The following is a 19,143-nucleotide window of genomic DNA, read 5'->3' on the forward strand; positions in this document are numbered from 1 at the left end:
GCCAGCACCATGTCCCATCTCATCACCCTGGCTGCCGAGCAGACCATCTATCAGGCTCAGGCCGTGCACCAGCAACTGGCCGCCGCCTTGCGCGAGCATGCCCAGCTGGAGATCGACCTGTCGCAAGTCGAGGAAATCGATAGCGCCGGCGCCCAGGTACTGCTGTGGCTGCACCGTGCAGCGCAGCAGCAGTCATGCCAGCTGACGCTGAGCCATCCCAGCCCGGCGGTGCGGGACTTCATCCGGCTGCTGGGGCTGCAGCAGTTGCACAGTGCACTGGAGGCCGCAGATGGATCTTGAACTGGCCATGCAGTCCTTCCTGCAAGAATCTGCAGAACTGCTGGATGAGATGGAAAGCATCCTGCTGGATGCCGAGGCCGACAGCATTACCGCCGAACAGCTGGGCGCGCTGTTCCGCAGCATGCATACCATCAAGGGTTCGGCCGGATTGTTCGGGCTGGACGAGATTGTCCGCTTCACCCACCAGGCGGAAAACCTGCTGGACCAGCTGCGCGATGGCCACTTGCAGCTGGATGCCGGGCTGAGCGGCGTGTTGCTGCGCAGCCACGATCACGTCAAGGCCCAGCTGGCGGCAGTGGCAGCCGGGCAGGCCATTCCGGCCGGTGAGCAGGACAGCATCCTGGCGGACATCGCCGCCCTGCTGCAGCAGCCGGCAGGGTCCCCCTCTGCTGTCACAGCCAGCACCAGCAGTGCCGAGCCGCCGGGCGACAGCGACTGGCTGCTGTCGTTGCGCTTTGGCCGCGAGGTGTTGCGCAATGGCATGGACCCGGCCTCCTTTGTGCGCTACCTGGCCACGCTGGGGCAGATACAGGCGATTGCCAGCTGTTGCAGTGCCCTGCCCGCCGACGACAGCTTCGACCCGGAGTGCAACTACCTGCGGCTGGAAATGCAGTTCCGCGGTGCGGTGGATGCAGACCAGCTGGCTGGCGTATTCGCCTTTGCCAGCGAGGGCAGCCAGTTCATCATCAGCCCGCGCGCCCAGCTGTCCAGCCATCTGCAGCAAGCCCTGCAGGCCGGCGATGACGCCGAGCAGCAAAGCTGCCGCGACATCTGGCAGCAATGGGGCCTGTGGCAGCCGGCGGCGGACAGCACGGCCCTGGGCGCCGCCGTTGCGCCCTCCGATCACAAACCCGCCGCCCCGGCAGCAGACAGCAAGGCCGGGCGCAGCAGCGAAAGCAGATTCATCAAGGTGGAAGCCGGCAAGCTGGACCGGCTGATCAATCTGGTGGGCGAGCTGGTGATTGCCGGTGCCGCAGCCAATCTGCTGGCGCGCAGCCATGGCAGCAGTCCCTTGCTGGAGTCCACCGTGGTGATGGCCGGGCTGATCGAACAGATCCGCTCGCATACCCTGTCGATGCGCATGGTGCCCATCGGTGAAACCTTCAGCCGCTTTCCGCGCGTGGTGCGTGATGTCGGCCACGAACTGGGCAAATCCATCAAGCTGGAAATCAGTGGTGCCGACACCGAGCTGGACAAAACCATGGTCGACAAGCTGGCCGACCCGCTCACCCACCTGGTGCGCAATGCCATCGATCATGGCATCGAAGATGTGCAGCAGCGCCGCGCCGCCGGCAAGCCGGATCAGGGCCATGTCTGGCTGAATGCCTATCATGAATCCGGCAGCGTGGTGATCGAGGTGGCCGACGATGGCGGCGGGCTCGACCAGCAGCGCATCCTGGCCAAGGCCTTGCAGCGCGGCATCATCAGCAGCGATGCCATGCTGAGCGAGCAGGACATCTACCGGCTGATCTTTGCCGCAGGCTTTTCCACGGCCGAACACATCAGCAATCTGTCGGGCCGTGGCGTGGGGCTGGATGTGGTGCAAAAGAATATCGAGGCGCTGCGCGGCACGGTGGAGATCGACAGCGAGAGCGGGCTGGGTACCACCTTCCGCCTGCGTCTGCCGCTGACCCTGGCCATCATCGACGGTTTTCTGGTGGAGGTGGGCAGTTCCACCTTTGTCATTCCGCTGGAAACCGTGGTCGAGTGCATGGAGCTGCCTGCCACAGCCGGTGGCGCGGGCATGCCGGAGCGACTGCAGCTGCGCGGTGAAGTGCTGCCGCTGCTGTATCTGCGCCCGTTCCTGGAACTGGATGGTGAGCCAGGACGGCGGCAGAACGTGGTGGTGATACAGAGCGGTAGCCAGCGGGTGGGTCTGGTGGTGGATGCGCTGCAAGGCGAATTCCAGACCGTGATCAAACCGCTGGGCAGCCTGTTTCGCCATCTGAAAGCCATCAGTGGCTCCACCATTCTGGGCAGCGGGGGCGTGGCGCTGATCCTGGACATTGCGGCACTGATACAGCACGTCACCCAGCTGGAAAACGAGCATTACACGCAAACCCGCACTCTGGCCACAGCAGCGCACGCCCCGCCAGACGCGCCCAATACCAGCCATGACAGCCATTCGGGGGAAACAACATGAGCAAGGAAAGAACCATCAGCACGGCAGCCCGCCTCGGCCTTGGCTTTGGCAGCCTGATCGTGCTGCTGCTGGCCTGTGTGCTGACCGCCCTGAGCGGCTTTGGCATGATCGATAACGGCATGCGCGAGATGGACATCAATGATCAGGAAGCCAATCTGGCAGCAGCCTTGCTGAGTCAGACCCAGACCCTGCGCATCGCCTATCGCGATGTCATCATCTTCACCGATCTGAAAGAAATTGCGGCAGCCGAAGACAAGTACACCGAAGCCAGACGGGAGTATCTGGATACCGAGAAGAAACTGGCCACGGTCTTCCAGAGCGAAACGGGCACCACGCCGCGGGAAAAAGAGTTGCTGGCACAGATCCAGAACCTGCGCCCCGCTGCGTTTGCCCTGATGGACAAATCAGAAAAGCTGGGCGCGGTGAACCGCAATGATGAGGCCGCGTCAGTCATGAAGAACGAGGCCTCCCCCGCCATGCGCCGGCTGGTGGACGTCATGCAAAGCTTGTATGACTTTGAATTGAAATTAAACGCGGAAGCGCGTCAGGATGCGCAAAAAACCTATTTGCAAGCCAGAACCATCATGATTGCCCTGGCGATTGCCGCAACCTTGCTGGGCATCCTGCTCGCCACGCTGATTACCCGCCGCCTGGTACGCACCCTGGGCGGAGAGCCGCATGCCGTGGTCGAAGTCATGCATGAAATCGCCTCTGGCAACCTGATGACGCAGCTGCAACTGCGGGCTGGCGATACCGATAGCATGATGAGTTCCATTGCACGCATGGTAAGCAGGCTGCGCGACATCATGAGCGAAGTGCAAGGCGGTGCGAACAACCTGTCCTCGGCAGCCCAGCAGCTCAACGCCACCTCGCAGTCACTGTCGCAATCAGCCAGCGAATCGGCAGCCGGCATCGAGGAAACCACTGCGGCCATCGAGGAAATGTCCGCCGCCATCAACCAGACCAATGACAATGCCCGCGTCACCGAAGGCATTGCCGAACAGGCCGCCCGCGAGGCCGCCGAGGGCGGCGAGGCCGTGCGCCACACAGCACAGGCCATGCGCCAGATTGCCGACAAGATCGGCATCATCGACGACATTGCCTACCAGACCAATCTGCTGGCGCTGAATGCCGCCATCGAAGCGGCGCGTGCCGGCGAACACGGCAAGGGCTTTGCCGTGGTGGCGGCAGAAGTGCGCAAACTGGCCGAGCGCAGCCAGATCGCCGCCCAGGAAATCAGCCAGGTGGCCGCCAGCAGCGTAGGACTAGCCGAACAGGCCGGCAAGCTGCTGGGCGAAATGGTGCGCTCCAGTGGCCGGACCGCTGATCTGGTGCAGGAAATCGCCGCAGCCTCCAATGAACAGGCCGGCGCGGTCAACCAGATCAGCAGCGCCGTCCAGCAACAGAATGCCAGCACCCAGCAGACCGCCTCGGCCAGCGAGGAGCTGGCCTCCACTGCCGAACAGATGAGCAGCCAGGCGGAAAACCTGCTGGAACTGATGAGCTTCTTCCAGCTGCACGAGGTCACCGCCCCGCTGCCCGCGGCGGGCCGAGCCCGCGCCGGCAGGCATGGCATGCCGCAGCAGTTGCGCCGGGTCGCGCCCAGCGCGACCGACGAGTCCGACTACATCCGTTACTAGGCCGCAAGCCATGGGCGCACAACAACACTGGCGCAAAGTGAAACAGGCGGCCGCCGCCTTGCCACCGCTGCCACCGCTATTGCAATACCTGCGGCTGCGCGCCGGGCCACAGCGGCTGGGCATTCCCATCGAAGTCGTACGCGAACTGCTGGAGTACCAGCCGCTGACCACGCTGCCCAACATGCCGCCGCCACTATGCGGCATGCTCAACCTGCGTGGCAGTGCGGTTCCGGTTGTCGACCTGGCGCAATGCCTGGGCCTGCCTGCCGCCGTGCCGCAACGCCGCAGCTGCATCATCATCCTGCACCTGGCCGACTGCCTGCCCTCACCTGAAATCGGCATCCTGGTCGACGAAGTGTATGCCGTGCTCGAGCTGGCACACAGCGAGATCGAGGCCCCGCCACAACTGGGAGGCTTGCTGCCCGAACACTGCATCGCCGGCCTGCTGCGCGAACCGCAGGGCTTTACCGTGCTGCTGGATGCCAGACGCCTGCTGTCGCCGGACGAGCTGGCACGGCTGGCACTGCCGCTGGCAGCGCCGGTGCAGGCCGATTTACTGCTGCAGGAGGATGGCCATGACTAGCCAGCACGAACCGGAGCAGTACCTCAGTTTTCAGTCGGGTGCCGATATATTCGCCTGCAATATCCTGCAGGTGAAGGAAATCCTGGAATACCACCGGCTGACCAGCGTGCCGCAAATGCCCGCCTTCGTGCACGGGGTGATGAATCTGCGCGGCACGGTGGTGCCGGTCATCGACCTTGCCCAGCGCTGCGGCCGCCCGGCCAGCACCATCCTGCGCCGCAGCTGCATCGTCATTCTGGAAGCCGGCCAGGCGGAACAGCGCCAGTACATCGGCATGCTGGTGGATGCCGTCCATGAGGTCATCAGCCTGACGGCCGACGCTATCCTGCCCGCCCCGGCTTTTGGCAACCACCTGCGGCCTGACTTCATTGCCGGCGTCAGCCACTGGCAACAACGCTTCATCCTGCTGCTGCAAATGGACAAGGTACTGTCTGTCGAGGAGATGGCCAGCCTGTCCGCCCCAGCCGCCATGCAGATAAAGGCGGAAAGCCACTGCCTGATGAACTAGATTGGATGAGGACCTGCTCATGCCGGCAGTGACAGGGAATCGCTGCGCTGCAGCCTGCAAGTGAAAGCATCATGACCAGCAGCCCGCGCAAGGAAGTGTTTCTGCACCCCGGCGAATGGATTTTCGCCGGCAGGGAGCATGTCATCAGCACCCTGCTGGGTTCCTGTGTTTCCATCGTGCTGTGGCATCCGCAGTTGCAAGTGGGGGGCATGTGCCACTACCTGCTGGCGCGCCGCAGCGAGCGCTGCGGCGGCGAGTTGTCCGGCCGCTATGGCGACGAGGCCATGTTGCTGCTGCTGCGGGAAGTGCTGGCCACCGGGCGGCCATTGCAGGAATTCCGGGTCAAGCTGATCGGTGGGGCCGCCATCCTGGCCACGCTGGAAGGGGAGCACGGCAGCAACGATGTGGCCGCGCGCAATGCCGACATGGCCCGCTTGCTGGCCCGGCAACTGGGGCTGACAGTACAGGCAGAGGATCTGGGCGGGGCGAGTCCCAGAATGGTGATGTTTGATGTGCAATCCGGCGATGTCTGGGTGCGCCTGTCGCAGGATAACGAGACGGGTGCCGCGCTGGCCGGCAAAAAAAGGAAAAAAACATGAGCATCAAGGTGATGATTGTCGACGACTCGGCCGTGGTACGGCAGGTGTTGAGCGAGGTCTTTAATGCCAGCAGCGGCATCGAGGTCATGGATGTGGCCACCGACCCCATCGTCGCCATGGAAAAAATGAAGCAGCACTGGCCGGATGTCATCGTGCTGGATGTGGAAATGCCGCGCATGGACGGGATCACCTTCCTCAAGCAGATCATGGCCAGCCGCCCCACCCCGGTGGTGATTTGCTCCTCGCTCACCCAGAAGGGGGCCGACATCAGCATGCAGGCCATGGCCGCCGGTGCGGTGGAAGTGATTGCCAAGCCGCATGCCGGGGTAAAGCAGTTTTTGCAAGACAGCAACAATCTGCTGATCCAGGCGGTAAAGGGCGCCGCTGCCGCGCGCATGAGCCGCATGCGCAGCCTGCCGCCCACCCCCCTGGAAAGCCGCCCCAAGCTGTCGGCAGATGCCATCCTGGCCGCCCCCACCGGGCAACAGATGTTCCAGACCACCGAGCGCATCGTCGCCATCGGCACCTCCACCGGCGGCACCCAGGCGCTGGAAGCCATTCTCACCAAGCTGCCGCGCACCTGTCCGGGGCTGGCCATCGTGCAGCACATGCCGGAAAAATTCACCGCCTCCTTTGCCGAACGGCTGGACCGCTTGTCGGAAATCGAAGTCAAGGAAGCGGCCACCGGCGACCGCATCCTGCCGGGGCGGGCGCTGATCGCCCCCGGTGGCAAGCACATGATGATCAAGCGCAGCGGCGCCTTCTATCAGGTGGAAGTGGTGGACGGCCCGCTGGTCAGCCGCCACAAACCCTCGGTCGATGTGCTGTTCCGCTCGGCGGCCAAATTCGCCGGCAAGAATGCACTGGGCATCATCATGACCGGTATGGGTGACGACGGGGCCAAGGGGCTGAAGGAAATGCATGATGTCGGCGCCCGCACCATCGCCCAGGACGAAGACAGCTGCGTGGTGTTCGGCATGCCCAAGGAGGCGATCAAGCTGGGGGCCGCCGATGAGGTCATCCCGCTGGACGCCATGGCCAAGGCCATATGCCGTTAAGGGAGAAGCACTGATGCAGTTGACCACCATGCAGGATGTGCTGATCGTCGACGACAGCCACCTGCACCGACAACTGGCCAGCGAACTATGCAGCCAGCTGGGTTTCACCCACATCCGCCACGCGGTCAATGGCGAGGAAGGCATGGCACTGGTGCGCCAGCAATTGCCCGATCTGATACTGCTCGACCTGGAAATGCCGCGCATGGACGGGGTGCAGGTCATGCAACAGCTGGCGCTGGAAAAACTCGCGCCCTACATCATTCTTACTTCGGGCAAGGATTACATCCTGATTTCCACGCTGGAGCTGATGGGCAGCGGGCTGGGGCTGCCCGTGCTGGGCGGCTTGAAAAAGCCGCTGCAAGCCGGAGAGCTGCAGGATCTGCTGGCACGGCTGAGTACGCAGGCTGCCCATGGCAAGGAAAGCTATGCGCTATGTGATGCGGCCGACATCCGCCAGGCTCTGGAACAGCAGCAGATCATTCCTCATTACCAGCCCAAGGTCGATCTGGGCAGCGGTCAGCTCAAGGGTGTGGAAATGCTGGCACGCTGGCGCCACCCCGGCGGCGGACTGATCATGCCGGGCAGCTTCATCCCGGTCATCGAACAAAATGGCTGGGCCACCGAACTGACGCTCACCATGCTGGAGCAGGGACTGCAACAATGGCAGGAGTGGGCACGCCAGGGTCTGCGCCTGCCCTTGTCCATCAATCTGTCCGCCCGCTCGCTGCAGGGCAGCACCCTGATCAGCGAAATGGAAAGCCGCCTGCAACGCAGCAGGGTGCCTGCGCGCTATATCACTTTTGAAATCACCGAAACCGCCATTGCCGACAATCTGTCGGAGGCCATCGGCATGGCCGCGCGCTTGCGTCTGGCCGGCTTTGGCCTGTCCATCGACGATTTCGGCACCGGCTTTGCCACCTTGCAGCAGCTCACGCGCTTTCCCTTCACCGAATTGAAAATCGACCAGTCGCTGGTCACCGCCATTGGCCACAAGCCGCATCTGCAAGCCATCACCAACAGCATCATCGAACTGGGCCAGCGCATGCAGCTGACCACGGTGGCCGAGGGCATCGAAACCCAGCAGGACATGGAGCTGATGCAGACGCGCGGCTGCAATCTGGGACAGGGTTATTTCATTGCCCGGCCCATGGAGGCTGCACAGCTGCAACCCTGGGCCAAGCAGCGCCAGCAGTTGGCCGGCGCGATGCCACCGGCCATCAGCTAGGCTGTGGCAGGCCGGCTCAGGGCAGACGCCACAGAGGCGGCTCGTCCATCAGGGCGATCTGCTCGCGCAGCGACAGGATCTGCTCTTCCCAGAAGCGCGGCTGGGCAAACCAGGGAAAGGCGGCCGGAAAGGCCGGATCATGCCAGCGCCGCGCCAGCCAGGCCGAATAATGCAGCAGGCGCAGGGTGCGCAAGCCCTCCAGCAAGTGCAGCTCACGCACATTGAAATCGCAGAAATCCTCGTAACCCGCCAGCACATCCGCCAGCTGGGCAGACTGCTCCTCGCGCGAGCCGGACAGCAGCATCCACAGGTCCTGCAAGGCCGGCCCCATGCGGCTGTCGTCGAAGTCGACGAAATGCGGGCCATCGTCGGTCCACAGCATGTTGCCGTTATGGCAATCGCCATGCAGGCGCAGCTGGCGCACCGTACCGGCACGGTCGAAGCAGCGCCGCACCCCATCCAGCGCCTGGGCGGCCACACCGCGATACACCTCGCAAAGATCAGGCGGCAACAGATTGTTGGCCAGCAGATAGTGCACCGGCTCCACGCCAAAGCTGTCGATATCCAGCGCCGGCCGCTGCGCATAATCCGCCACCTGCCCCAGTGCGTGAATCCGCCCCAGGAAGCGGCCTATCCACTCCAGCGTGCGGCTATCCCCCAGCTCCGGCACCCGTCCGCCACGCCGGGCGAACAGGGCAAAACGGAAACCGCCATGCTGGTGCAGGCTGGCCCCGTCAAACAGCAGCGGCGGCACCACCGGAATCTCGCGCTCGGCCAGCTGCAGGCTGAAAGCATGCTCCTCCAGTATCTGGGCATCGCTCCAGCGCCCGGGGCGGTAAAACTTGGCCACCAGCGGCGGACCATCTTCCATGCCCAGCTGATAGACGCGGTTTTCATAGCTGTTGAGTGCCAGCAGGCTGCCGGAGGCCCGCAGGCCCAGGCTTTCCACCGCATCCAGCAGCGCATCCGGTGTCAAGCCGGCAAAAGGGGGAGTGGCATCATGTGTCATCGCGCCATTATACGTGCAGTTCCACACGGGCTACCCATTGCTGCGTCGGCTCGGCTAGTATGCAAGAAGGGAGTCCTCCCGAACTTGCAGGAGCCACACCATGCATACCCGTGATCCGCAGCAGGACAACAGACTGCTATCGCTCCCCGCCGATATCGCCGAAGCCACCTGGAGCGGCTGGCAATGCATCGCCCATACCCTGCACCGCCAGCGTTGCGAGCCGGCCCCCGATCAGCAAAGCCGGTGGCGCCACATGCTGGGCTGGCTGGCCGGCAATCTGCTGCTGGTGGCACTGCTGTATCTGCTATACCGATTTTCCCGATTCTGAGAAGGCCCCATGGAGCTGAAAAACCTGTACGCCCGCCTGCCCTCGGTAGACCGGCTGCTCAATCACCGCCTGCTGGAAAAGGTCGTCGACCGCCATGGCAGCGCCGCCCTGGCCGAGGCCGTGCGCCAGACCCTGGATGAGGCACGCCAGCACATCCGCGCCACCAACAGCCTGCCCGGCTGGGCCGCAGACGAACAGCAGCTGGCGCAGGCCGCCAGCCAGCGCGTGGCCAGCCGCCAGCAGATGCAGATGCGGCCGGTGTTCAATCTCAGCGGCACCGTGCTGCATACCAATCTGGGGCGCGCGCCGATGGCCGAGGCCGCCGTGGAGGCCGTCAGCCATGCCATGCGCGAGTCGGTGACGCTGGAATATGATCTGGACGGTGCCGGCCGTGGTCATCGCGACCACGCCATCAGCGCATTACTGCAGGAGCTGACCGGCGCCGAAGCCGCCTGCGTGGTCAACAACAATGCCGCAGCCGTGCTGATCCTGCTCTCCACCGTGGCGGCCGGACGCGAAGTAGTGGTATCGCGTGGCGAGCTGGTGGAAATCGGCGGCGCCTTCCGCATGCCGGATGTGATGCGCCAGGCCGGCTGCCGGCTGGTGGAAGTGGGCGCCACCAACCGCACCCATCTGCGCGATTACCAACAGGCCATCCATGCCGACACCGGCTTGCTGATGAAGGTACACACCAGCAACTACCATATCGAAGGCTTCACCCACAGTGTCAGCGAAGCCGAACTGGTCGAACTGGCCCACCAGCATGGCTTGCCGGCGGCCACCGACCTGGGCTCGGGCGCGCTGATCGACCTGGCCGCCCATGGCCTGCCAGCCGAACCCATGCCGCAACAGATGATTGCCCAGGGCGTGGATCTGGTGAGCTTTTCCGGTGACAAACTGCTGGGAGGCCCGCAAGCCGGACTGATCATCGGCAAGAAAAGCTGGATAGACAAAATCCAGCAACATCCGCTCAAGCGTGCCCTGCGCTGCGACAAGATGACACTGGCCGCACTGGAAGCCACGCTGCGACTTTATCTGCAACCGGACAAGCTGACACAACAGCTGCCTACCCTGCGCCGGCTGACCCGCCCGCAAGCGGAAATGCAAGAACAGGCCATGCGCCTGCTGGACTGCCTGGGCAGCTTCGCCGGCGCTGAGTTCGATACCGCGACAGCCGCCTGCCTGTCGCAGATTGGCAGCGGTTCGCTACCGGTCGACCGCCTGCCCAGCTGGGCGATTACCTTCAGTGCATGCGATGGCCGCGGCAGCACGCTGGAAGCACTGGCCCAGCGACTACGCAGCCTGCCCACCCCGGTGATCGGCCGGCTCAACGATGGCAAGCTGTGGCTGGACCTGCGCTGCCTGGAAGATGAAGCGGCCTTTCTCGCCAACCTGCAGCCGCCGGACTCAGCCGGCTAGCCGTGCCAGCGGCTCCAGCCCTGGATCAGCACAAAGGCTGCCACCGCCCAGCTCAGCGTGGCAGCAGCCAGTGCCCACGGCAGCCGCAGGCGGTCGACCAGGCAATACAGGCTGAACAGGTAAACAAAATACGGCAGCAAGGACCACATGCCGAACAGCACGGTGGTTTTCAGCGCCAGCGCGCCGCGCTCGCTACCGACAATGTAGTGGGCAATCAGCGCGAAGGTGGGAAACAGCGGCACCAGGCCGGCAATATAGTAATTGCGCGAACGCGACAGCAGGCTGATCAGCACCACCGCCAGCGCACCGAGCAGAGACTTCAGCAACAGAGCCAAGATCATTCCGTAACAGGATGGAAAACAGTGGCTATTCTGACATGATCCGCCGCCAACGCCGGTGAAATGCAGATCATTCTTATTATTGTTTTTATTTACCGGAAAATAAAAACCAATTAATAAAAACTTATTCGAGCTATGGCATACTGCACTCCCCACCCGCTTTGAACTGTAATGTCATGACCATTCACACCAGCCACACACCACACGAACCCGGTGACATGGCCGCACGCGACCGGGCTGCCCACCGCAGCACCATGGTCAGCGTCTGGGTCAATATCGTCCTGGCTAGCGCCCAGGTACTGATTGGCGTATTCGCCAAATCCCAGGCGCTGGTGGCCGACGGCATCCACTCGCTGTCCGACCTGCTCTCCGACTTCGTGGTGCTGTTGGCCGGCCATCACAGCCGCAAGGCCCCGGATGCCGACCACCAGTACGGTCACCAGCGCTATGAAAACGCCGCCTCGCTGATACTGGGCCTGCTGTTGCTGGCCGTAGGCATCGGCATGCTGTGGTCGGCCGCGGTGAAGTTTCACGACCCGTCAGCTATTCCCACCGTACACAGCATCGCGCTGTGGGTGGCACTGGTGGCGCTGGTCGCCAAGGAATTGCTGTTCCGCTTCATGCTGGCGGTGGCCAAGCGCGTGCGCTCCAGCATGCTGGTGGCCAATGCCTGGCATGCGCGCTCCGACGCCGCCTCGTCACTGGTAGTGGCCATCGGCATTGTCGGCAACCTGATGGGCTATCCCATTCTCGATCCCATCGCCGCGCTGATTGTCGGCTTCATCGTCGGCAAGATGGGCTGGAGCTTTGCCTGGAACTCGCTGCACGACCTGATGGACCGCGCCGCCGATGCCGAAGAAGCCGAAGCCATCCGTCAGACCCTGCTGGTCACACCCGGCGTGCTGGCACTGCATGATTTGCGCACCCGCAAAATGGGCGACCTGATCGTGGTGGATGTACACCTGGAAGTGGATGGCCACATGAATGTCTTTGATGCCCACGACATCGCCGAGCGAGCCCGCGACATGGTGATGCAGCAACACCCGGTGCTCAATGTCATGACCCATATCGACCCGGTGGGGCTGGAACATCCGGCCGACCGTTCCATCGCATGATTTTCGCCAGCGCCGGCCACATCGACCACGGCAAAACCGCGCTGCTGCAGGCGCTGACCGGCCACAATGCCGACCGCCTGCCAGAGGAGAAAAAGCGCGGCATGACCATAGACCTGGGCTATGTCTATCTGCCGCTGGCGGATGGCCGGGTGCTGGGCTTTGTCGACGTACCCGGTCACGAGAAATTTCTCGCCAACATGCTGTGCGGCCTGTCCGGCATTCCGCATGCGCTGCTGGTGGTGGCGGCCGACGACGGCATCATGCCGCAGACACGCGAGCATCTGGCCATTCTGCAACTCAGCGGCATCGCGCAGCTGAGCGTGGTCATCAGCAAATGCGATCTGGTCGACCAGGCTCGCCTGCAGCAAGTCACCGCCGACATCCGGCAACTGCTGCAAGCCAGCCGCTGGGCCGCGGCCCCGCTGTTTGTGGTCTCCAGCCACAGCGGCGAGGGCATCGCCGGCTTGCGCCAGCATCTGCTGCAGCAAAGCAGCCTGCCGGATGCCGCCGCCAGCTTGCGCTTCCGCCTGGCCATCGATCGCGCCTTCACCCTCAGCGGAGCCGGTCTGGTGGTGACCGGTACCGCACTGGGCGGGCGCGTGGCAGTCGGCGACAAACTCTGGCTGACTGGCCGCAATGTGCCGGTGCGCGTGCGCAGCCTGCATGTGCAGAATGCCAGTGCCAGCCAAGGCCAGGCCGGCCAGCGCATTGCGCTCAACCTGGTTGGCGATGTGGAAAAGCAGCAGGTCCAGCGCGGTGACTGGCTGCTGGCCACCGCCCCGCCACCACCCAGCCAGCGCATCACCATTGCCCTGCAGGCCATTGCCCCGCTCAAGCACTGGCAGGCCGTGCATATCCACCACGCGGCCCGTCACACCACCGGCCGCCTGGCACTGCTCAGCCGCAGCCAGCTGGAGGCCGGCGCCCATACCCTGGCCGAGCTGACGCTGGAACAGCCACTGTGGCTGGCCGATGGAGACCGGCTCATCCTGCGTGATGCCAGCGCCCGCGACACCATCGCCGGCGCGCAGGTGCTGGAACTGCAGCCGCCAACGCGCGGCAAGCGCCTGCCGGAACGGCTGGAGCATCTGCAGCAGCTGCAGGAGTCCATGCTGAGCCTGCCGGCCAAGCTGGCTGTGCTTGGCCGGCAGCAGGCGGTGATGCTGGACGACTTCGCCTGGGCCAACCAGCTGCCCGATCACGGCATGCAGGCCCTGCTGCAACACAGTGACGGCCAGCAGGTGGCAGACCGCCTCTACGCGGTCGAGCGCTGGGCCGGCTTGCAGCAGAAACTGCTGGATGGGCTGGCCAGACTGCATCAGCAACACCCGGACCAACTCGGTGCCAGCCGTGGCCGCCTGCGCCGGCTGGCCCTGCCCGGCGAACCGGAGGCCACGGTCAATCTGCTGCTGGAGCAGTTGCTGCAACAGGGCAGCCTGCGCCAGACCCGCGGCTGGCTGCACCTGCCACAGCATGTGCTCGCGTTCACCCCTCAGGAAGAAGTGCAATGGCAGCAGCTGGCGCCGCACTTTGCCAACAGCAGCGAGCCGCATTGGGTACGCGATCTGGCGGCTGCCAGCGGAATGGAGGAAGAAACACTCCGGCAGCTGCTGCGCAAGGCTGCCCGGCTAGGCCATGTGCTGGCCGTGGTGCCCGACCGCTACTTTGCAGCGGAAACCGTGCAAGGCATGGCCGACATCGTCCGTCAGCTGTGTCAGCAACACGGCCATGCCGATGCCGCCAGCTTTCGCAACCAGCTGGCCTGCGGCCGCAAACTGGCGATACAGATTCTGGAATTCTTTGATCGCAGCGGCTTCACCCGCCGCCTCGGCGACCGCCACCTGCTGCGCGAAAACCTGCTGTTCGCCGGCCACAGCACCAGCAGCAGCCAGGGCACGGACGAAACTTCACCCGCAGGCTGAAACCGGTATAATCGGCCGACACGGAAGAGAGGCATCCCCGGTGGGGTGGCTGGTCTTCAAAACCAGAGGGGGCCGCCAGCGGTCCCGGGTGGGTTCGACTCCCATTCTCTTCCGCCACTTTCCTGCCAGCCTGGTGACAAAAAAAGCCCGCGGATCGCGGGCTTTGCTACTGAGCGGCCAAGCGTGGCTGCCGCCGTTCAAGGCTGATTAGCCTTCAGCATCTGCCGGTAATATTCAAGATAAACGCTATACAGATGATGCAGGACATTGGCGCCGCGCCGGCCAGACTTGGCCATGCAGGCCTGCCTCGCGGCGTTCAGCTCCCTGATTTCATAAGGCATCAGCACGATTTCATCGCGCGACTGATAAACCGAATGCACCGACTTCAGATTATCAATCACATGCTGAATCAATCTGGCTTCCGGGGAATGGACATTAACATACAGCACATGAAATGCCTTGAGCAGCGCAATCATCTGGATGATTTTTTCTTCGTCGGCCCTCCCGGAACAAAGATCCGCACAGCAATTAGTCAAATTTTGTTTGATATTTATCATGATGCGACACTGACCTTGACTGACTATTGCCGAATAACAAGCTGCACGCGCCCTGCCTGAATGGCAGCGGCTGGTAACTTCAAACTCATTCCAAATGTCAAAAAATTAATCGATTGAGAAAAAGCAAACCATACGACTTAAGTACTTTTCTTCAAATAAAAACAAATAAGCAGCGCACAGCAGCCAGCACCCTGCGCTGACAGACGACCCATTCAATTCGCCCGGCAACAGCATGCAGCTGCAATTGCACCGCTCAAGCATATCACTTCAAACTTCCTTGCCAAGTATGCGCGGCAAAGGAAAAGAGCTGCACCCGGCAGCCCTTTATTCATATTGAATAATAATAAACTTTAATCATGCAGACGTATTGCCGCCATTTAAAGCAGGCTTTCTTTTACAGAAACATGCCACCCGAAGCCTCAATACGCTGCGCATTGATCCAGCCGGCCTCATCAGACAACAGCATGGCCATCACCGCACCAATATCATCCGGCAGGCCGACCCGCCCCAGCGCAGTCTGGCTGGCAATGAACTGGTTGAGCTGGGCATTATCCCTGACGGCGCCACCACCAAAGTCGGTTTCAATGGCTCCGGGTGCCAGCACATTCACGGCAATGCCGCGAGGCCCCAATTCCTTGGCCAGATAGTGGCTCAGCACCTCGACCGCCCCCTTCATCGCGGCATAGGCCGCATAACCTGGCAGGGCAAAGCGTGTCAGACCGCTGGAAACATTCAGGATGCGGCCACCATCGGCCAATAGCGGCAATAGCGCCTGGGTGAGGAAAAACACCCCCTTGAACTGGATGTTGAGCAAGTGATCGAACTGGGCTTCCGTCGTTTCGGCAAAGCCGGCATGGATGCCGATGCCGGCATTGTTGAGCAGATAGTCAAACTGCTGGCGCTGCCAGCGCTGCTGCAACAGCTGGCGCAGCTGTTCGGCAAAGGCCGGAAAGCTGCTGCTCTGTGCCACATCCAGCGGCATGGCGGCAGCCTGGCCGCCGGCCGCGTCAATTTCGGCCACCACGGCGTCGGCTGCGGCCTGGTTCGCCTGATAGGTCAGCACCACAGCTACCCCACGGGCGGCCAGCTTGAGGGCGGCATTGCGCCCCAGACCACGGCTGCCACCCGTGACCAAAGCAATTTTCTGTTGCATGTGAAGCTCCTGAGGAAAGCGCAGAAGCAGGATGCATCTGCAGGATTGCAGTGTATTGTTTTGTTTTATGGCGATAAACATGCCATTTACGATCATAATGTTCGTAATATCAAGACAATGGAGCCGCCGGCCATGGATCAGCTACAAGCCATGCGCATTTACCTGCGCGTCGCCGAGATGGGCAGTTTTACCCGGGCCGCAGCCCAACTGTCCTTGCCCAAGGCCAGCGTATCCACGGCCATCCAGCAACTGGAAAACCGCCTGGGCGCACGCCTGCTGCACCGGACCACGCGCCAGGTCAGCATGACGCCGGATGGGCAACTGTATTACCAGCGCTGCAAGGACTTGCTGGATGAAGTGGAGGAACTGCAGGCGCTGTTTGCCAACACGCCGGCCCGCCTGAGTGGCCGCCTGCGCGTGGACCTGCCCCACGCCATTGCCCGCCACAGCGTGCTGCCCAACTTGCCGGACTTCCTGCAGCGCCATCCGCAGCTGGAAATCGAACTGAGCAGCACCGACCGGCTGGTCGATCTGCTCAGCGAAGGTTTCGACTGCGTGCTGCGCGTGGGCCAGCTGCGCGACTCCAACCTGATTGCCCGTCATCTGGGCTGGCAGCGCCAGATCAATTGCGCCAGCCCGGACTATCTGGCACGCCACGGCACACCGCATGGCCTGGATGAGCTGGCCGGCCACCGGCTGATCCATTACCAAAGCGTGCTGGGTGGGCGGCGCAGCGGCTTCGAATACCAGGACAGCAGCGGCAGCCTGTGCCACTACAGCATGGCGGGGGCGCTGACGGTGAATAACTCCGATGCCTACCATGCCGCCTGCCTGGCCGGCATGGGGATCATCCAGGCACCGCAGGCAGGGGTTGCCGCCCAGCTGGCCGCGGGGCAGCTGGTGGAAATCCTGCCAGACTGGCAGGCGCCACCGCTGGCGGTCTCCCTGCTCTATGCCAACCGCCGCCAGCTGCCGCAACGCTGCCGGGTGTTCATGCAATGGCTGAGCGAGCTATTGCAGCCCATTTTGCAGGACAGCAGCGGCAATGCCGCTGTCAGAGCGGACGCCGATCCGCTATAACCATTAAAAGCAGGTACATCACGGGGAAAACATGTTTGATCGCAAACTGAAACAGGAATTAGCCGAGCTCAAGCAGCAACTCCATGCCGAACAGCAGCTGGGCAAGGCACTGGACCGCTCCATGGCGGTGATCCGCTTCAATCCGGATGGCAGCATCATCGAGGTCAATCAGAACTTTCTTAATACCATGGGCTATCAAAGCCAGGCCGAGCTGCTGGGCAAAAAGCACAGCCTGTTCTGCGACAGCGCCTATGCCGCCAGCAGCGACTATCAGCGCTTCTGGGACATGTTGCGCCGGGGCGAGTTTTATCAGGGCAGGGTCAAGCGCCGCAGCGCCGATGGCCGCAGCATCTGGCTGGAAGCCACGTATAACCCGCTGCTGGATGAGCAAGGTCGTGTGGTCAGCATCATCAAGTTTGCCACCGACATCACCGCCAAGGTCAACGAGGCCGCCCGCAACAACGCCATCCTGCAAGCCATCAACCGCGCCATGGCGGTGATCGAGTTCACCCCGGACGGGCAGATCATCAATGCCAATGACAACTTCCTGCAGGCCACCGGCCACAGCCGCGACAGCCTGATCGGCAAGCCGCACCGCCTGCTGTGCCCGGCCGAATTCGCCACCAGCCAGGAGTACGAAGCGCTGTGGCAGCGCCTGCGCAGCGGTCAGCATTACAGCGGCCGCATCCAGCGGCTGAGCCGTGATGGCCGCACCGTGTGGCTGGAGGCCAACTACAATCCGGTGCTGGATGAAAACGGCCAGGTACTCAGCGTCATCAAGTTCGCCACCGACATCAGCCAGCAGGTTGCACAACAGGTACAGGAGCGGGATGCCGCGCTGCTGGCCTATGGCTCCTCGCAAGAGACCCAGACACTGGCCAATGCCGGGGTCTTCGACATCGAGCAAAGCATCGAAGGCATCATGACCATGGCTACCGACATCGAACGCGGCAGCCAGCAAGTACTACAGCTGGGTGAGCGCTCGCAGCAGATCGGCTCCATCGTGCAGACCATCAAGGAAATTGCCGACCAGACCAATCTGCTGGCCCTCAATGCCGCCATCGAGGCGGCGCGCGCCGGCGAAATGGGCCGGGGCTTCGCCGTGGTGGCCGACGAGGTGCGCAAGCTGGCCGAACGCACCAGCTCCTCCACCGGGGAAATCAGCCATATGGTGCAGGATATCCAGGGCCATACCGACGCGGCGGTAGCCAGCATGCAAAGCCTGCTGCAACAGGCCAATGGCAGCGTGGAACTGTCCCAGCGCGTGGGACAGACCATTTCGCAGATCAACCACCAGGCCAAGGGCGTGGTGCAGGTGATCAGCCGCTTTGCCGAGATGAAAAACCAGAACGATCAGCTGAACTGAAGGCGGCGGAAAAGCGCTCAAGGGTAATTCCGCATTGGCAGGGCGGGGGAATGGGGATTAAATGCAGCCAGTACCCTGCTCCAGCCTGTCGGAGGCCCCGCGCACCATGAAAATCGGCCTGTTCATTCCCTGTTTCATCAACGAACTGTTTCCCCATGTGGCCATGGCCACGCTCGAACTGCTGGAAAGCCTGGGCTGCGAAGTGGCTTTTCCCATGGAGCAGTCCTGCTGTGGCCAGCCGCTGGCCAACAACGGCGACAGCAAGGGCGCCTGTGAGGCCGCCCGGCGCTTTACCGGCGTCTTCCAGCAATACGACTATGTGGTCGCCCCTTCCGGCAGCTGCGTTTCGCACGTCACCCACCACTACGACTGGTATATCGCGGACGACCCGGCCTATCAGCAGCTCAAGCCCAAGGTCTACGAGATCATCGAATTCCTGCAGGACGTGCTCAAGCTGGAAAAACTGCCCAAGCCGGTGTATTTCCCGCACAAGGTCTCCATTCACCAGAGCTGCCACGGCCTGCGCGAACTGCACCACGCCAGCCCGTCCGAACTGATGATTCCCTACCAGTCGCGGCTGGAAAACATCCTCAAGCTGGTGGATGGCGTGGAAGTGCTGCTGCCCGAGCGCCGTGACGAATGCTGTGGTTTTGGCGGCACCTTCTGCGTGGATGAGCCGGAACTGTCCACCGCCATGGGCGAAGACCGCGTGGCCCAGCATGAGGCCACCGGTGCGGAATATATCGTCGGCGCCGACCCCTCCTGTCTGATGCACATGGGCGGCATCATCCGCCATCAGG

General features: G+C 62.8%; 19 protein-coding genes and 1 tRNA gene. 16 read left to right on the top strand and 4 right to left on the bottom strand.

Annotation, left to right across the window (positions count from 1 at the left end):
- Nucleotides 1–9: 9 nt before the first annotated feature.
- The 8 genes from JHD64_RS01610 (at nt 10) to JHD64_RS01645 (ending at nt 8,056) form a co-directional block, all read left to right on the top strand.
- Nucleotides 10–300, top strand: a complete 291-nt coding sequence (locus JHD64_RS01610) for a lipid asymmetry maintenance protein MlaB (protein WP_199052044.1) — start codon at nt 10–12, stop codon at nt 298–300.
- A complete protein-coding gene (locus JHD64_RS01615; RefSeq protein ID WP_199052045.1) occupies nt 290–2,443 on the top strand; it encodes a chemotaxis protein CheA in 2,154 nt (717 codons plus the stop codon). Before JHD64_RS01610 ends, JHD64_RS01615 begins: the two co-directional genes overlap by 11 nt.
- Complete coding sequence (locus tag JHD64_RS01620; RefSeq protein WP_233170282.1) at nt 2,440–4,083, top strand: methyl-accepting chemotaxis protein; 1,644 nt, start codon at nt 2,440–2,442, stop codon at nt 4,081–4,083. Before JHD64_RS01615 ends, JHD64_RS01620 begins: the two co-directional genes overlap by 4 nt.
- A 10-nt stretch (nt 4,084–4,093) precedes the next feature.
- A complete protein-coding gene (locus tag JHD64_RS01625; protein ID WP_199052046.1) occupies nt 4,094–4,666 on the top strand; it encodes a chemotaxis protein CheW in 573 nt (190 codons plus the stop codon).
- Nucleotides 4,659–5,174: a chemotaxis protein CheW gene (locus JHD64_RS01630; protein ID WP_233170283.1), complete on the top strand. Its 516-nt coding sequence runs from the start codon at nt 4,659–4,661 to the stop codon at nt 5,172–5,174. The genes JHD64_RS01625 and JHD64_RS01630 overlap by 8 nt, the downstream gene beginning before the upstream one ends.
- A 71-nt stretch (nt 5,175–5,245) precedes the next feature.
- Nucleotides 5,246–5,773, top strand: a complete 528-nt coding sequence (locus tag JHD64_RS01635; protein ID WP_199052048.1) for a chemotaxis protein CheD — start codon at nt 5,246–5,248, stop codon at nt 5,771–5,773.
- Nucleotides 5,770–6,831 carry a chemotaxis response regulator protein-glutamate methylesterase gene (locus tag JHD64_RS01640; protein ID WP_199052049.1) on the top strand — a complete coding sequence of 354 codons (1,062 nt, stop codon included), beginning with the start codon at nt 5,770–5,772 and terminating at the stop codon, nt 6,829–6,831. The genes JHD64_RS01635 and JHD64_RS01640 overlap by 4 nt, the downstream gene beginning before the upstream one ends.
- Before the next feature lie 13 nt (nt 6,832–6,844).
- A complete protein-coding gene (locus JHD64_RS01645) occupies nt 6,845–8,056 on the top strand; it encodes an EAL domain-containing protein (protein WP_233170284.1) in 1,212 nt (403 codons plus the stop codon).
- 16 nt (nt 8,057–8,072) lie between these two features.
- Here the strand turns inward: JHD64_RS01645 and JHD64_RS01650 are convergent, their stop codons facing one another.
- A complete protein-coding gene (locus JHD64_RS01650) occupies nt 8,073–9,065 on the bottom strand; it encodes a serine/threonine protein kinase (protein WP_199052050.1) in 993 nt (330 codons plus the stop codon).
- A 100-nt stretch (nt 9,066–9,165) separates the two neighbouring features.
- Here JHD64_RS01650 and JHD64_RS01655 point away from each other — a divergent pair, with 100 nt between their 5' ends.
- Together JHD64_RS01655 and selA are read left to right on the top strand one after the other, a co-directional pair.
- The gene (locus tag JHD64_RS01655) at nt 9,166–9,393 is read left to right on the top strand and encodes a hypothetical protein (protein WP_059286835.1); all 228 of its coding nucleotides are present in this window, start codon (nt 9,166–9,168) and stop codon (nt 9,391–9,393) included.
- A gap of 9 nt (nt 9,394–9,402) precedes the next feature.
- A complete protein-coding gene (selA, locus tag JHD64_RS01660) occupies nt 9,403–10,812 on the top strand; it encodes an L-seryl-tRNA(Sec) selenium transferase (RefSeq protein ID WP_199052051.1) in 1,410 nt (469 codons plus the stop codon).
- On the opposite strand, the gene JHD64_RS01665 is transcribed toward selA, so the two are convergent.
- A complete protein-coding gene (locus JHD64_RS01665) occupies nt 10,809–11,147 on the bottom strand; it encodes a GlpM family protein (protein WP_103526294.1) in 339 nt (112 codons plus the stop codon). The genes selA and JHD64_RS01665 overlap by 4 nt on opposite strands.
- A gap of 179 nt (nt 11,148–11,326) precedes the next feature.
- On the opposite strand from JHD64_RS01665, the gene JHD64_RS01670 reads away from it, so the two are divergent.
- The 3 genes from JHD64_RS01670 (at nt 11,327) to JHD64_RS01680 (ending at nt 14,304) form a co-directional block, all read left to right on the top strand.
- Entirely contained in the window at nt 11,327–12,265 is a 939-nt protein-coding gene (locus JHD64_RS01670; RefSeq protein WP_059287623.1) for a cation diffusion facilitator family transporter, read from the top strand.
- The gene (gene selB, locus JHD64_RS01675) at nt 12,262–14,187 is read left to right on the top strand and encodes a selenocysteine-specific translation elongation factor (RefSeq protein WP_199052052.1); all 1,926 of its coding nucleotides are present in this window, start codon (nt 12,262–12,264) and stop codon (nt 14,185–14,187) included. The genes JHD64_RS01670 and selB overlap by 4 nt, the downstream gene beginning before the upstream one ends.
- A gap of 22 nt (nt 14,188–14,209) precedes the next feature.
- Nucleotides 14,210–14,304 (top strand) — tRNA-Sec (locus JHD64_RS01680).
- An 80-nt stretch (nt 14,305–14,384) separates the two neighbouring features.
- Here the strand turns inward: JHD64_RS01680 and JHD64_RS01685 are convergent.
- Both JHD64_RS01685 and JHD64_RS01690 read right to left on the bottom strand, forming a co-directional pair.
- Complete coding sequence (locus JHD64_RS01685) at nt 14,385–14,744, bottom strand: hypothetical protein (RefSeq protein WP_146215960.1); 360 nt, start codon at nt 14,742–14,744, stop codon at nt 14,385–14,387.
- 394 nt (nt 14,745–15,138) lie between these two features.
- On the bottom strand, nt 15,139–15,897 hold the full coding sequence (locus JHD64_RS01690; RefSeq protein ID WP_059287147.1) for an SDR family NAD(P)-dependent oxidoreductase: 759 nt from the start codon (nt 15,895–15,897) through the stop codon (nt 15,139–15,141).
- A gap of 132 nt (nt 15,898–16,029) precedes the next feature.
- On the opposite strand from JHD64_RS01690, the gene JHD64_RS01695 reads away from it, so the two are divergent.
- The 3 genes from JHD64_RS01695 to JHD64_RS01705 all read left to right on the top strand — a co-directional run.
- Nucleotides 16,030–16,977 carry a LysR family transcriptional regulator gene (locus JHD64_RS01695; protein WP_199052053.1) on the top strand — a complete coding sequence of 316 codons (948 nt, stop codon included), beginning with the start codon at nt 16,030–16,032 and terminating at the stop codon, nt 16,975–16,977.
- Nucleotides 16,978–17,008: 31 nt separating this feature from the next.
- Nucleotides 17,009–18,343, top strand: a complete 1,335-nt coding sequence (locus tag JHD64_RS22320) for a PAS domain-containing methyl-accepting chemotaxis protein (RefSeq protein WP_199052054.1) — start codon at nt 17,009–17,011, stop codon at nt 18,341–18,343.
- A 61-nt stretch (nt 18,344–18,404) separates the two neighbouring features.
- Nucleotides 18,405–19,143 (top strand): (Fe-S)-binding protein (locus JHD64_RS01705; protein ID WP_233170285.1); only part of this gene is annotated, 739 nt, incomplete at its 3' end.

Source organism: Aquitalea sp. ASV15, assembly GCF_016429115.1.
Taxonomy (GTDB): Bacteria; Pseudomonadota; Gammaproteobacteria; order Burkholderiales; family Chromobacteriaceae; genus Aquitalea; species Aquitalea magnusonii.

Coding starts and splice junctions, on each gene's coding strand:
- JHD64_RS01610 (WP_199052044.1), top strand. CDS start 10: ATGTCCCATCTCATCACCCTGGCTGCCGAGCAGACCATCTATCAGGCT.
- JHD64_RS01615 (WP_199052045.1), top strand. CDS start 290: ATGGATCTTGAACTGGCCATGCAGTCCTTCCTGCAAGAATCTGCAGAA.
- JHD64_RS01620 (WP_233170282.1), top strand. CDS start 2,440: ATGAGCAAGGAAAGAACCATCAGCACGGCAGCCCGCCTCGGCCTTGGC.
- JHD64_RS01625 (WP_199052046.1), top strand. CDS start 4,094: ATGGGCGCACAACAACACTGGCGCAAAGTGAAACAGGCGGCCGCCGCC.
- JHD64_RS01630 (WP_233170283.1), top strand. CDS start 4,659: ATGACTAGCCAGCACGAACCGGAGCAGTACCTCAGTTTTCAGTCGGGT.
- JHD64_RS01635 (WP_199052048.1), top strand. CDS start 5,246: ATGACCAGCAGCCCGCGCAAGGAAGTGTTTCTGCACCCCGGCGAATGG.
- JHD64_RS01640 (WP_199052049.1), top strand. CDS start 5,770: ATGAGCATCAAGGTGATGATTGTCGACGACTCGGCCGTGGTACGGCAG.
- JHD64_RS01645 (WP_233170284.1), top strand. CDS start 6,845: ATGCAGTTGACCACCATGCAGGATGTGCTGATCGTCGACGACAGCCAC.
- JHD64_RS01650 (WP_199052050.1), bottom strand. CDS start 9,065: ATGACACATGATGCCACTCCCCCTTTTGCCGGCTTGACACCGGATGCG.
- JHD64_RS01655 (WP_059286835.1), top strand. CDS start 9,166: ATGCATACCCGTGATCCGCAGCAGGACAACAGACTGCTATCGCTCCCC.
- selA (WP_199052051.1), top strand. CDS start 9,403: ATGGAGCTGAAAAACCTGTACGCCCGCCTGCCCTCGGTAGACCGGCTG.
- JHD64_RS01670 (WP_059287623.1), top strand. CDS start 11,327: ATGACCATTCACACCAGCCACACACCACACGAACCCGGTGACATGGCC.
- selB (WP_199052052.1), top strand. CDS start 12,262: ATGATTTTCGCCAGCGCCGGCCACATCGACCACGGCAAAACCGCGCTG.
- JHD64_RS01685 (WP_146215960.1), bottom strand. CDS start 14,744: ATGATAAATATCAAACAAAATTTGACTAATTGCTGTGCGGATCTTTGT.
- JHD64_RS01690 (WP_059287147.1), bottom strand. CDS start 15,897: ATGCAACAGAAAATTGCTTTGGTCACGGGTGGCAGCCGTGGTCTGGGG.
- JHD64_RS01695 (WP_199052053.1), top strand. CDS start 16,030: ATGGATCAGCTACAAGCCATGCGCATTTACCTGCGCGTCGCCGAGATG.
- JHD64_RS22320 (WP_199052054.1), top strand. CDS start 17,009: ATGTTTGATCGCAAACTGAAACAGGAATTAGCCGAGCTCAAGCAGCAA.